The organism is Rhizobium sp. FG96, from assembly GCF_057808655.1.
The window spans coordinates 27,690-41,092 of sequence record NZ_JBMDIL010000008.1 but is presented as its reverse complement, the minus strand read 5'-3'; the positions used below and the strand labels follow the sequence as shown (position 1 = coordinate 41,092).

The window sequence follows — 13,403 nt, the reverse complement described above, 5'->3', positions numbered from 1 at the left end:
CGATTACCCTTCGATACGCGGCTGAGGACGATTGTTGCCGTTGCCCTGCAACGCCTGCAGAACTTCCATGCGCTCGCCGAACATGCCGACCGAGCCGTCTTTCAGAAGCAGGATCTTGTCGACGCATTGCAAAAGGGCAGGGCGTTGGGTGATGGTCACCGTGGTGATGCCCTGCTTCTTGGCATGGATCAGCGCGCGGGCAAGCGCAGCCTCGCCCTGCGTGTCGAGGTTGGAATTCGGCTCGTCGAGGACGACGAATTTCGGATTGCCGAAGAAGGCACGGGCAAGCGCGATGCGCTGCTTCTGGCCGCCGGAAAGCGGCGCGCCATCGGCCGCGACGATCGTCTCGTAGCCCTGCGGGAAGCTGGCGATCAGCTCGTGCACGTCGGCCAGAACCGCGGCCTCGTAGATCTGGTGATCGTCGATATCGTCGCGCATGCGGGAGATATTCGCCTTGATCGTCCCGGGAAAGAGCTGCACGTCCTGCGGCAGATAGCCGATGCTTTCACCGAACTGCCGCTGATCCCAGTTGCGCAGGTCCATCAGGTCGAGACGCACATTGCCCGATGTCGGCAGGATCGAACCGACCAGCATCTTGCCGAGCGTCGTCTTGCCGGAACCCGAATTGCCGATGACGGCAAGGGATTCGCCCTTCCTCAGCGAGAAGGAAATGCCGTTGAGGATAACCTTCTTCTGCGGCGGCGGCACAAACAGGATGCGCTCGACATCGAGACGGCCTTCCGGATTGGGCAGGCGCAGCCGCGGGAAGTTGAGCGGCGAGTTGATCAGCAGCTGCTTGATGCGGCCATAGGCGGCAGCCGAGCGGTTGAACTGATGCCAGCCTTCGATCGCGCCCTCGATCGGCGCCAGCGCGCGTCCCGAAACGATGGAGGCGGCGATCACCATGCCGCCGGTCAATTCACCGGAGAGTGACAAATGCGCGCCCCAGCCGAGCAGTGCTACTTGCGTAATCATGCGGCAGGCCTTGGAGATGCCGGAGAAGATGATGTTGCGGTCCTGGGCGGCCACATGGCTCTTCAGCGATCCGGCCGTCTCCCTGCCCCACATCTTCACCGCTTCCGGGATCATGGCGAGCGCATTGATGATCTGCGAGTTGCGCGCCATGGAATCGAGGTGGAAGTTGGCGCGGCTGAGATAGGTGTTTGCGTCGGCGAACTGCCGCGCCGTGAACTTCTGGTTCAGGTAGGCGATGAAGAACAGCACCGCGCAGCAGGCCATGATGATCAGGCCGAGATGGGGATGCACGAGATAGACCACGACGATGAACAGCGGCATCAGCGGCGCGTCGAGGAAGGCGATCAGCGTCCCTGACGTCAGGAAGCCGCGCAGCTGCTGCAGGTCCTGGAGGATCTGGTAGTCCTTGCCGGTGCCATGAAGCGAGGCACGGGCCGCGGCGCTGAGGATCGGCGCCCCCAGCTGCACTTCGAGCTCGACGGCGGTGCGCATCAGGATGAAGCGGCGGATGGAATCGAGGAAGGCCTGGATCAGCACGGCGCCAAGCACCGCGATCGTCAGCATGACCAGCGTATCAATCGAGCGGCTGGTCAGCACGCGGTCGGAAATCTGGAAGAGATAGAGCGGAATCGCCAGCAGCAGAATGTTGATGGCGATGGTGAAGGCCATGACGATCACCATGTTGCGGCGGACTGCAGCAATGCCCTTGGCGAGGCTGGCAGCGAAATTCACCGGCTCGCTGCGCTTGTGGAAGTTCGCGCCGTTGCCGCCGCCACCGCCTCCGCCACCACCGGAATCCGGATCCTTGCCATTGCCGCCGCCGCCGGTTTTCAGCCGCCGGTCGTTTTCCTGCAGCGGGCCGGTATTGCCCTCGATCGTCTTGCCGAACGGGATTGTCGGGCTCTGCTTCAGCTCTGAAGGCTCCTGCGGAATGGCTTCCGGCATTTCCGGCGTCTGCGGTGTGCGGCGAGCAACTGTCTCTTCGGCTTCGGCCGCTGCCGCAGCGCTTACGGGTTCTGCCTGCACGGCCGGAGGCTCGGCCACCGCTGTCGCGATTTCGACCGGTGCGGGAGGCGTTTCTACCTCTACGGCCTTGGGCTCTTGCAGAACCTCGGCCTGCTGAACGGTTTCGATTTCCGCCGTTGCTTCGATCACTGTCTGAGCCGCGACCTCCACTTCCGCCTGCGCCTCTGTGTCTTCATGCTCAACCGGTGCCGGCTCTTCGGCCAGAATCTCCGGTTCAGCCGGAGCGGCAGCTACGGGCACAGCGGCAATCTCGACCGCAGCAACCTCTTCCTCGGCCTCGACGGCTTCCGGTACCTCAGCCGTCCGTGCAAGATCCTCGGCGGCAGCGGCCCGGAAGGCAGCAGCTTCGGCGGCGCGCGCTGCGGCGCGCTTCTCGGTCAGCAGGCGAAGATTGGCGACAGCGTCGTCGATCGCCGACATGCAGGCATCGGTCATATCCTCGTCGAACGCGCTGCCGCGCCGGCCGAGTCCCAAAGTGCGGCTTCCGGTGAAGGTGTTCTTTGGAATGTGATTCATGGGAGCGCTTCCCTCTACTCAAAACTATGCGGTGACGCCTTGCATCACATCCGGGTGGGTCAGGTGCCATGCGTAGTCGTGGCCGCCATTGATCGTCACGTCGTCGGAGCCGCTGGCGTGCTGGTCACTGTCGTTGCCGAGGAAGGCGATGGCTTCATTGGCAAGCGGTGCCTGCTGCGGCTGCGTCGTGTCGTGTTCGACAAGGCCACTCTGGATCAGAATCGCATCGGAATAGAGCTGGCCATTCAGGTAGGTCGTATGGCCAATCGTATCGTAATCCATGATCTGGGCGATGTTGACGACGGCATTGCTGCCGGTATCGACATGGATCGTGGCGTTCTGATTGTTCTGGGCGATCGACGAGATGACATGGGTGACGTCGTCGGAATCGCCGAGAATGCTCACCTGCTTGATGACGTTGACGTCATAGAGGTTGCCGGTGATGTAGAGGACGTTGAGCCCCGCATAGCCGGCAAAGTTGGCGTCATGGGCAAGCCCTTCCGGCATCGAGGGATCGCGTTCCTCGATCGCCTTCTGGGTGGCGGCCATGTAGTCGGGCATCGCCTGGAAGCGGTCATTGGCGCCGACATTGTGGATCTCGGCAAGATTCCAGATCAGGTTGTTGCCGCCCTGGATCGTGGCGCCGGGGGCACCGTCCTGGCCGCGGGCCCAATCATTGTCGTAGAGCACCGAAATCTGCGAGATGACGTTCATGTCGAGAACGTTGCCGCCGACGATCACCAGATCGTATTGCATGCCGATGCCGAACATCGACGCGAAATTGACGGCCGAGTTGCCACCCGTCAGCACGGTCGCATCCGTGCCGGTGGCGGTGATCGTCATCGTGTCGTTGTCGTTGATGAAGTGATACTGCTCGATCCAGTTGACGAAGGACACGTCGCCATTGACGACGCTGACGCGCCAGGCGGTCGGGAAGGTCGGATCGTGTCCGTCGTCGGTGTAGGCAGAATGCTGCGAGCCACCGTCATCATAGACGCTGCGCTGGAAGCTGGCGATGTTGTTGGCGACGGTCGCAGCACTCTGTGACTTGTCGAAGACGCCGCCGAAATCGTCGTGGTCGCTATAGATGTAGCTCTGGGTGATCGCGTCGATCTGATGGTAGTTGCCCATCACGGCGGTCACGGACGAGATCACCGAGGTATCGGTGATCTGCACGATATTGGCGAGCACGTTGGCGCCGGCCGCGATCTCGAGCGTATTGCCCGGGCCGCCATGCTCTTCCTGCGGCGTGTCGCTCTTGCTGTCTTCAAGGTCGGCCGGCGGCTTGGCGATGCCGCGGTCCGGCATCATGTCGTCGAGCACCGGTGCCGTCGTGGTGGCGACGCCGTTGACAATATAGGACGGACTGCTGAGATCATCGCCCGCACTCTTGTACAGATAGGTCGGGCTATCGGCATCGCCGTCGGTCACGAAGGTCGGCTGCGGTTGACCGTCAGGCGTCTCGTCGGACGCTTCCGGCATCGAGCGGATATAGTCGTGCATGCTGTCGGCAATCTTGGTCAGCGCCTCGGCATTGTCGGTCCGGTGGATCTCCTGGAACGGCGACAGCGCCTCGGCCTTCTCCTCATACTCGATCAGCTTCATTGTCACGAAACTGGTGTCGCGAGGATCGACCTGCTGATCCGACAGGTTCAGGAAGTCGTCGTCATAGAGGATGTTGATCTGCGAGACATGCGCGATCATCGAGCCCGGACCGGCATAGATCGGCAGCAGCGGATCTTCGCCCGGAACGGTGATCTGCGGGGTGAAATGCAGCCCCGTCAGGTCGCGATGCGCCAGCTCGTTCAGCTTGGCGATACTTTCCTCGAAGGCATGGCCGAGGAAGCGCGGATGCGCGAAATTGATGTCATAGGCGAGTGACCGGTAAGGCGCGCTCGGATCGTAGTCTTTCAGCTCGAGATCCGAGGCAAATTTCTGCGCGGCCGCTTCTTCGTCATGCGGCAGCGCGCTGTCTTCGGTCGGCCGAGAACCCTCGGCATAGGCATTGCGCATTTTCGCTTCTTCGGTCGCCGTATCGAATAGGCCGATGAAGTGCGCAATGATTTCTGAAAGCTTCTCTGTATGCATGGTGGCCCCTCCCGTTTGCCACGGTGCCCGGCCTCTCAACAGCATACCCGCCCGTCACGGATACTCTCGTGTGCTGCATCAAGCCGCCAAACTGCACCGGCGGGACCGCCGGTGCAGGATGTCTTGGACAGTCCTGGAGGTTATGCGCCGTCGTGCGAGTCCTGGCCCACGGTATTTGAGTCGTGGCCGATCGCGTCGAACGTATTGCTGAGCATGTTCGCGCCTTGCACGAGTTCCATGTGGATACCCGAATTCGCAAGGATCGAGGATGCATCCGCAACGCTCGAGCCGTTGACGTCGTCGCCGGCACCGCCGGTCCAGCCGCCATGGTGGCCGAGATCGATACCTTCCGCACCGGTCGCGCTATTGCCCGCGGTGGAGACGGAGTTGCTCGCGTGGGCGGCATCCATCTTCATGCTCCAGACCGAATCCTGGTCCGCAAGATGGTTCGCCTGGATGGCATTGAAGGCATTGCCGCCACCGAGGCTGCCGTTCAGGATGTTGTCGACATCCAGGGTGAAGGAGAAGTTGTCACCGAGGTTGAAGTTCACGTCACCGCCGGCGATACCGAGGTTGTCGAAGTCCTTGACGTCATGAACCGTCGCGAAGTCGTCGTCCGACTTGTTGAAGCTGTCCGCGGTATTCGTGGTGTCGTTGTCGGTCTTGTTGAAGCTGTCAGCCGTATTGAAGCTGTCGCTCGTCGTGGTCGTCTTGACGTCGGTATCGGTGACCGTCTTGATGTCGGTGTCGGTCTTCGTGTTGATATCGTTGTCGCTGTACGACTTGCTGTCGTAGCTCCAGTCATAGTCCGACTTCACATCCGTATCGGTGATGGTGGTCGTCTTGGTGTCCGCATCATTGATATTGGTGTTGGTCGTCTTGCTGTCGTAGTCCCAATCGTAGCTGTTGTCGCGATTGTTGCCGTTCAGCAGATCGAGCGTAGCGTCGACGGTGATATCCGAACTGTTGTCGCTGTTATCGCTGTTGTTGCTATTGTCGCTGTTATCACTGTTGTCGGTATTCGTGGTGTTGTCGCGGTTGTCGCCATTGGCAAGGCCGCCGATATAGGCGGTCGAGCCGTTCGAGGTGTCCGGATCATTGATTGCGGTATTGCCCAGGAAACCGTCGGCAAGCGCACCGATGTTGTTGGTTTCGGTGTCACCACCGGGCTGATAATTAGACATTTCGCTTCCTCCAAAGGAATTCGGAGCAGTGTGCGAAATCCCTCTCATCTCAAATGGGATTTACTCGCGCTTACTCCGATACTGTTACTGGTATGCAGATGTATGCATTACCTGATCATCTGCGGTTCAATTCTCGGTTTGTTGGCCAAACCTGACGTATTGGATTGCGCGTAACTCAGTACAAGGACGCACAAATCTAGTTCCGCAATCATGTGATTGAAGACTTCATGCTTTCAGTTGTTTGAGTTGCCCCAATAGAAAAGCAGAGATATCGCAGTCGTGAGGGGATATTCCGCGTTTCGGGTGCCGCCAGTCAGCGACCCTAGAACTTTGGGGGAGAAATACTGAACTTCCTAGATACCAATTCGGGCTAGCGCTTCGGAGCCTTGTGCTCTTCGCCCGGACTGATCAAGCGCGCCCTCCGATCATCCCCAAGGTTGAACCGGAACGCGCCGGAGGTCGCCCCCATTTGCGGGCGATCGCGCTGCTTCGCTTTGGCTCAAGTCTACGTCAAAAGACTTGCACAAGTAACATTCCGGTTAATTGGCGCTGGCCGAAAGAGTGAAAAAGACCGCCTGTCTATTATTGATGCGAAAATACCATCGAACCCAAAAAATAATCGGCAATATACCCCATAAGTTATCTAGGAAGGGTGCAATACAACCGCTGCAATAGGAAATGTCATTGTATATTTACAAAAACTAACCCGTTTGGGCCATTTCCTTCAATGCAACTTCGTATTACCATAATTAAGAAATGGCTAACTAATGAAGACGGGAATTATCAGGGCCGCCCGTCCGGGCGGCCCGAAGTATCACTCAAAGCATTTGTAACGTGTAACGCTATGGGGAGGCGTAAATGTTCATGACTGCGTCGAAGACTGGTGATGCCGAGCAGGGCCGAAAGTTCGGTCCGGCCGGGGACACGATACTTGTAATTGCCAATGCAGACTTGTTCTCCGAATGCCTCGTCGAGGCTCTCGCGAAAAAGTTTCCTACCTGTGAGGTCATCAGCAAGGGCTACTCCAAGGCCATGCTGGAAAACGATGCGAATGATGCCACGCTCGTTCTCTTCTACCACATAACCGGAGCCGAGCTCAGCGAAGCGCTGGCGGCCGTCAGGGAAAACCATCCCGCGACGTCGATTGCGCTCGTGGTTGAAGCGATCGATATGATGGAGCCCTATGTCAACCGTCTGGTCGAGGCACGGGTGATCGACGGTGTCCTGCCGCTCAATCTGCGGCTCGACGTGTTCATGGCGGCGGTCGATCTCTTGATGAAGGGCGGCGAACACTTCCCGTCCGCATTGCTGAACCGGCTGACGAACCAGGCGGTGCAGCCTGAACGGTCGCTCTACGAGACCCGCTCGGTCGCAGCTGCCGGGGCAGGGGCGCTGCGTCTGCGCCAGGGGGACATGTCCGCCCTGACCACCCGCGAAGTCCAGATCCTCGATCTCATCTGCAAGGGCACGCAGAACAAGATCATCGCCGATGAGCTCCATCTCTCGGAGAACACGGTGAAGGTTCACGTTCGCAACATCTACAAGAAGATGAATGTCCGCAATCGCACCGAGGCCGCATCCCGCTTCTTCAGCAGCGAAGCGAACTCTTCGGGAAGATGGCGGAACTGATCGTTTCCCGACCACCTGAAACAGCAGGCCGCGCCTGGAGCGCGGCTTCTGCCTTTCTGGCGTAAAGCCAACGGCGCACGGCGAGCGCAGTCAAACGCCACATCTCTCAGGACAATCGGAACTCAGTCACGGGCATCGCCTGGCATCATGCCGTGCCGGCTATCGATGGCACGCGCCCTGGCGGCGCTGACGGATGCCCAAAAACGAAAACGGCGCCTAACGGCGCCGTTTTGGGTGTATCGCATTCGCCGCTGATTAGCGGAACGAACGGGATGCAATGTTGCGGATCTCGTAACGGTTGATACCGATATCGGAGAGGGTCTGGTTGGACAGGTTGCCGAGTTCGTTGAGAGTGCGGCGGTAGCTAATCCAGCTCTTTGCAATGCGGATCGGGTTCATTTCTATCATCCTTGAAGGTGTCTCGCGGCCGGCGTCATCGCCGTCTCTGCGCTTGCACATTCATATAATGGATCGCTGTCATATTGTGCAGTGCAAAGAAAAGGCATCTGCTATGCGTTTGTGCAATGATTTGCCCGCTAAATACGCAGGTGTGAATTTTTGAGCGGTAAAAGTGAGCTCTTTTTGCCTGCAACTCTTACGAAAGTGTAAATTTTAAACAAAAGAAAACGCCCGTTGCGTGAGCACCGGGCGTTTTGGGGAGGAGATCAGCTTGGGAGGACGCTGATCGCCTGGATTAGCGGGCAGCTGCCTCGCGAGCGACGCGATGGATGTCCGAACGGTCGATACCGAGGTCGTGCAATTCGCGGTTGGTCATGCGGCCAAGTTCAGAAACCGTCTGACGGTACTTGCGCCAGTTGTTGAAAGAGCGGCTGAAGTTCATGTTGGTCCCCTTTCCTAGGGCTTGCGATCTGCCAGCTGCAGCCTTTCCGCGCTGGCCTCCATTTGATGAGCTGAATGTATGTTGCGCCGCGAAGAACTAACAGAGACAAGAATTCAAGCCACCCATGCATGAAATGCAAATCTCGGGCGGTGAATTACAAGTTTTCGCCGCTTTGTGGTCAACGAATAGGCAGAATGATTTTCTCTTGGTCAGTTCATCCGCCAAGATGCCGCCATTTGCCGCCGGAAGATCAAAACCCAGTCGAGGGACGGCAGAGAGAGGCTTTCCAGGCGCGATTCAGGTGAAGGGTAGGCCCGTCTGCTCGTGGCGCTCCGCCTGGCGCTCCGGCATGCATTCCACATGGGTGCGGGCGCCTGTTGACGCTTTGCGGCTTTATCCGGACTTGCTGATGTTTAATCGTTTAACCTGCCGTTAAACAAAACGCCCACCGGGGGAGGATCCGGCGGGCGTCATGTAGGTGACTGACAACTGGGAGGAGGAGTGTTGTCAGTCTATCGGAGGGCGCTGGGAGGAGGAGTGCGCTGCTCCGAATTCTTTTTACGAACATCATGTCCGCAGGCGTCCGGTAAACCGGGCCGGGCTGCCATGCCCGTGCTTCTTGATCATCTAAATAGTATGACTTTTGATTATTTTGCAGTGCAATATTTTCATGGTGGCTATGCGGATCATGCATGCCTTGCTGCAATATCCACATATTAGCAATGCCTCGTTAATTGGCGGTTAATAAGTGCCCCAACTTCGCACAGTGAGATTCCTGCATTGCAGCCCGGGATTGCCTAACGGCTTGGCCGCCTATAACGCTAGGCAATGCCATCACCGGGGCGGAGGCTGGAATGTATCGAGGCAGGCTGGAGCGCGACCTTTCTATCTGGGTCGACAAGGGACTGATCACGGAGGTCGCTGCGGAGCAGATGCTCGGCGAATACGACGCCCGTCCCGCAAGCTTCAGCCTTGGCCGGGTGCTGATGGTGCTCGCCGCCGTCCTGCTCGGCGCCGCGGTCCTGCTGCTGATCGCCTCCAACTGGGAGGCCATTCCGAGGCTCGTGCGCGTCGGCGCCATCTTGATCGTCATCTGGGCGGCCTATCTTGGTGCCGCGGCTCTTTTCGCCCGCGGGGCGCAGGCGGCCGGCAACGCGCTGCTGGTCATCGCCGTGCTCGGCTTCGGCGGCGCCATCTCGCTGATCGGCCAGATGTACCATCTTTCGGGCGACGAGCAGGTGGTGATGTATCTGTGGTTTGCAATCGCCGTCATTTCCGCCGCGCTCTTTCGTTCCGCGCCGGCCGTCGCGATCGGCGGCTTCCTCGCCTGGGCATCGTTTGCAGTCTATCTCAACAATAATGACGGCCGCTGGATCGGCATCGGCGCCTGGCTGCCGATCGTTATGAGCGCGGTGACGGTGGCTCTGGTGCGCTACACCGATGCGGGCAGGGTGCGTCATCTCGCCTATCTGCTCGCCGTCGCCTGGCTTGCCTGGATCTATACGCTGAACGAGGATCTGTGGCTCGCCATGGTCTATGTCGTCTGTGGCATGGCCGTCTTCCTTGCCGTCAGCCTGCCGCCGCTGCGCGTCACCGAGTTCATCCTGACGGCCGGAGCCGCTCCCGCCTTCTACGCCTTCCTGGTCGCCGCCGTTGGCCTGCTGCTTCTCAATATACAATTGGAGCAGGGTGGAGCGCTGATCCTGCTCAGCCTGGTGACGCTCGGCGTCTCCGTGCTGGCGATCGCGCTGCAGGGCAGGGATAACGGCGCGGTGCGCTATCTCGCCTATCTGATGTTTGCTGGAGAGATCCTTTATCTGGCCTCGGAGACCGTTGGCTCGATCTTGGGCACGTCAGGTCTCTTCCTGCTGTCGGGTCTCTTCGTCGCTGTCGTCGCCTGGCTGGTGATCCGCCTGGAGAGACGCTTCGGCGGCAAGCGCCAGGAGGTCGCCCGATGAGCGCCGTCCTCTCGAGCCCGCGTTCGGGCCGCCGCTATCTGGTTGCCGCCATCATCGCAGCCGTGCTGCAGACGGCGATCCTCGGCTATATAATAGAGAGCCGCGCTGCGATCCTGCGCAGCGGCTCCGAGGTCGTCTTGAAGACCGCGCCTGTCGATCCGCGCGATTTCCTGCGCGGCGACTATGTCATCCTGAATTACGACATCTCCTCGGTGCCGGTCAGCACCCTCAAGGGCGGCCTTCCCAAGGATGCGGGCGAGCAGGTGCTGTGGGTGCGGCTCAGGCCGCAGCCGGACGGCTTCTGGGCGATCGCCGAATCGTCCTTCACCGCGCTGATGCCTGAGACCGGCAGCGTCGTCATCAAAAGCCAGCCATTCTACAGCTACGGCGCGTCGAGCGGCGACATGATCCGCGTCGAATATGGCATCGAGCGCTATTATGTTCCGGAAGGCGAGGGCAAGCCGCTGGAGGAGGCCCGCCAGGATGGAAACGTCTCCATCGCCGTGCGTGTTTCGGCCGATGGAACGGCGCAGATCCGCAGCCTGCTGGTCGATGGAAAGCCCGCCTATGAGGAGCCGGTTTACTGAGGCGCTGATTGCCCTGTGGATTGCCGCCCGCCGGGTGGAAACTCCCTGTCATCCGGTCTTCATTTTTCCTTTGCCTCTACCAAATCGGGTGATATAGAGACGCCGCGCTCCGGAAGGCCTCATGCGCAGGCATATGCATGCGGTTTTGCGAACGCGGGTATGGTGAAATTGGTAGACACGCCAGATTTAGGTTCTGGTGCCGCAAGGCGTGGGAGTTCAAGTCTCTCTACCCGCACCAAAGCTGGCTTGCAGGCGGGAAATCCCGATTACCCGGCAGGATGGCGCCGTCCCCCTTAACGGCGGGATGCATTGGAATTTGAACAACAAGCCACGCGCGGCCAAGTTTGTCCGGCGTCGTGCTCATCGAAACGAAGGCGTCTGGGCACGGCCGCCAACGAAATGAAGGTAGGAAGACATGCAGGTTATCGAAACGCTCGCTGAAGGGCTGAAGCGCGAAATCAAGGTCGTTATCCCGGCCAAGGACATGGAAAGCAAGCTGAACGAGCGTCTTGCCGACGTTAAGGACAAGGTCCGCATCAACGGCTTCCGTCCGGGCAAGGTACCGCCGGCTCACCTGAAGAAGGTCTACGGCAAGTCCATCATGGCCGACCTCGTCAACGAGATCGTTCGCGAACAGCCGACCCAGATCCTTTCCAGCCGTGGCGAAAAGTCCGCCACCCAGCCGGAAGTCGCCATGACCGAGGACAAGGACGAGGCGGAACAGATCCTCTCCGCTGAGAAGGACTTCGAATTCACGCTGTCCTACGAAGTTCTGCCGCCGATCGAACTGAAGTCCACCAAGGGCATCAAGATCACCCGCGAAGTCGTCGACATCTCCGACGACGAAGTCAACGAGCAGGTTCTCAAGGTCGCTGAAAGCGCCCGTTCCTACGAAACCAAGAAGGGCAAGGCTGCCGACGGCGACCGCGTCACGATGGATTACGTCGGCAAGGTTGACGGCGTTGCCTTCGACGGCGGCACGGATCAGGGCGCTGAACTCGTTCTCGGCTCCGGCCGTTTCATCCCGGGCTTCGAAGACCAGCTGGTCGGCGTCAAGGCTGGCGACGAAAAGACCATCACCGTGACGTTCCCGGCCGATTACCCGGCCAAGAACCTCGCTGGCGCTGAAGCCACCTTCGACGTCACCGTCAAGGACGTTGCTGCTCCGGGCGAAACCGAGATCAACGACGAACTCGCCAAGAAGCTCGGCCTGGAATCGGCTGACCGCCTGCGCGAAATCGTCCGCGGCCAGATCGAATCGCAGTACGGCTCGCTGACCCGCCAGAAGGTGAAGCGTCAGATCCTCGACCAGCTCGACGAGATGTACAAGTTCGAGACCCCGAAGTCGCTGGTTGACGCCGAGTACAACGGCATCTGGAGCCAGGTGAACAACGATCTCGCCCAGTCGGGCCGCACCTTCGAAGACGAAGGCACGACCGAAGACAAGGCACAGGAAGAGTACAAGACGCTCGCTGAGCGCCGCGTCCGCCTCGGCCTCGTTCTCTCCGAAATCGGCGAAAAGGCCGGCGTCGAAGTGTCCGAAGACGAAATGCAGCGCGCTATCTACGAACAGCTGCGCCAGTACCCGGGCCAGGAGAAGCAGATTCTCGACTTCTTCCGCAGCCAGCCGGGTGCAGCCGCTTCGATCCGCGCCCCGATCTTCGAAGAGAAGGTCATCGACCATCTGCTGACCGAGATCGACGTCACCGACAAGAAGGTCACCAAGGAAGAGCTTCTCGCCGATGAAGAAGGCGAAGGCTCGGACAAGGACGCCAAGAAGGCCCCGAAGAAGAAGGCAGCTGCCAAGGCTGAAGCTTCCGAAGGCGAAGAAGCAGCTCCTAAGAAGAAGGCTGCTCCGAAGAAGAAGGCTTCTGAAGGCGACGCCGAATAATCGGCTGATCCGATCAGGATTTCGAAAGGCCTCGCCTCGCGGCGGGGCCTTTTTCTTTGTCGGCAAGCGTACTGACTTACAGGCTGTGAAGAAGTTTCATATTTGCTAATCAGTGTCTTGCGGTGTGAGGCCTATCCTCTACACTTCAGGATTGCGTCGATATGCAGAGGGGAAAATCGTGGCCTTCCAGAACAGCGCCATCGAAGGCGAGGCCGATAACGGTCTGGCTGCGGAATCCGGTTTCTTCACCTGGGATATAGCGTCCAACCTGCTTTATGCGGATGGCGCCGTGGCTGATCTCTTCGGGCTCGACTATCACACCGCCGAGCGTGGGCTACCGCTCGAGAATTATATCGAGCGCATCCACCCGGAAGACCGGCCGGGCGTCGCCGCGACGATCCACCAGACGATCACCACCGGCGAGCCCGAGCAGCAGAGCTACCGGACACGCCAGGTCGATGGCACCTATTCCTATGTCATGGTGTTCGGCCGCTGCTTCCGCGACCGCAGCGGCGTTCCGCATCTCTATGCCGGGATCGTCTGTCCTGTGTCGGAAGAGCCGATGCTGACAAGGCCCTTGGTGAAATATTGCCTGACCGCCTACGACATCGCGGTGCGCGAGGGCAACAAGGCCGTCGCGCAGCATCTGCTGGCGGCTCTGGGCGAGCTCGACTGGATGAAACCCGACAATATGCTGGCGAACTGAGC

At 59.5% G+C, this 13,403-nt stretch carries 10 protein-coding genes and 1 tRNA gene; 6 read left to right on the top strand and 5 right to left on the bottom strand.

Features of this window, described 5'->3' with window-relative positions; translation table 11 throughout:
- Positions 1 to 3 precede the first annotated feature (3 nt).
- The 3 genes from ACODR6_RS17085 to ACODR6_RS17075 form a co-directional block, all read right to left on the bottom strand.
- Complete coding sequence (locus ACODR6_RS17085) at positions 4 to 2,517, bottom strand: type I secretion system permease/ATPase (protein ID WP_489023187.1); 2,514 nt, start codon at positions 2,515 to 2,517, stop codon at positions 4 to 6.
- Positions 2,518 to 2,541: 24 nt separating this feature from the next.
- On the bottom strand, positions 2,542 to 4,605 hold the full coding sequence (locus ACODR6_RS17080) for a hypothetical protein (protein WP_489023185.1): 2,064 nt from the start codon (positions 4,603 to 4,605) through the stop codon (positions 2,542 to 2,544).
- A gap of 140 nt (positions 4,606 to 4,745) precedes the next feature.
- Positions 4,746 to 5,789 carry a fibrinogen-binding protein gene (locus tag ACODR6_RS17075; RefSeq protein ID WP_489023184.1) on the bottom strand — a complete coding sequence of 348 codons (1,044 nt, stop codon included), beginning with the start codon at positions 5,787 to 5,789 and terminating at the stop codon, positions 4,746 to 4,748.
- An 858-nt stretch (positions 5,790 to 6,647) separates the two neighbouring features.
- Here ACODR6_RS17075 and ACODR6_RS17070 point away from each other — a divergent pair.
- Positions 6,648 to 7,418: a response regulator transcription factor gene (locus ACODR6_RS17070; RefSeq protein WP_199629369.1), complete on the top strand. Its 771-nt coding sequence runs from the start codon at positions 6,648 to 6,650 to the stop codon at positions 7,416 to 7,418.
- Between the two features lie 255 nt (positions 7,419 to 7,673).
- On the opposite strand, the gene ACODR6_RS17065 is transcribed toward ACODR6_RS17070, so the two are convergent.
- Together ACODR6_RS17065 and ACODR6_RS17060 are read right to left on the bottom strand one after the other, a co-directional pair.
- Complete coding sequence (locus ACODR6_RS17065) at positions 7,674 to 7,817, bottom strand: DUF1127 domain-containing protein (protein ID WP_112711598.1); 144 nt, start codon at positions 7,815 to 7,817, stop codon at positions 7,674 to 7,676.
- A 295-nt stretch (positions 7,818 to 8,112) separates the two neighbouring features.
- On the bottom strand, positions 8,113 to 8,259 hold the full coding sequence (locus tag ACODR6_RS17060; RefSeq protein WP_112711599.1) for a DUF1127 domain-containing protein: 147 nt from the start codon (positions 8,257 to 8,259) through the stop codon (positions 8,113 to 8,115).
- Positions 8,260 to 9,113: 854 nt separating this feature from the next.
- Between ACODR6_RS17060 and ACODR6_RS17055 the strand changes: the two genes are divergently transcribed.
- The 5 genes from ACODR6_RS17055 to ACODR6_RS17035 all read left to right on the top strand — a co-directional run bounded on the left by ACODR6_RS17055 (position 9,114) and on the right by ACODR6_RS17035 (position 13,401).
- A complete protein-coding gene (locus tag ACODR6_RS17055; protein WP_489023181.1) occupies positions 9,114 to 10,217 on the top strand; it encodes a DUF2157 domain-containing protein in 1,104 nt (367 codons plus the stop codon).
- Positions 10,214 to 10,804 carry a GDYXXLXY domain-containing protein gene (locus tag ACODR6_RS17050; RefSeq protein WP_130278425.1) on the top strand — a complete coding sequence of 197 codons (591 nt, stop codon included), beginning with the start codon at positions 10,214 to 10,216 and terminating at the stop codon, positions 10,802 to 10,804. The genes ACODR6_RS17055 and ACODR6_RS17050 overlap by 4 nt, the downstream gene beginning before the upstream one ends.
- 153 nt (positions 10,805 to 10,957) lie before the next feature.
- A tRNA-Leu gene (locus ACODR6_RS17045) sits at positions 10,958 to 11,042 on the top strand.
- Positions 11,043 to 11,219: 177 nt separating this feature from the next.
- On the top strand, positions 11,220 to 12,695 hold the full coding sequence (gene tig / locus ACODR6_RS17040) for a trigger factor (protein WP_112711602.1): 1,476 nt from the start codon (positions 11,220 to 11,222) through the stop codon (positions 12,693 to 12,695).
- A 178-nt stretch (positions 12,696 to 12,873) separates the two neighbouring features.
- A complete protein-coding gene (locus ACODR6_RS17035; protein WP_246777488.1) occupies positions 12,874 to 13,401 on the top strand; it encodes a PAS domain-containing protein in 528 nt (175 codons plus the stop codon).
- Positions 13,402 to 13,403: the final 2 nt, after the last annotated feature.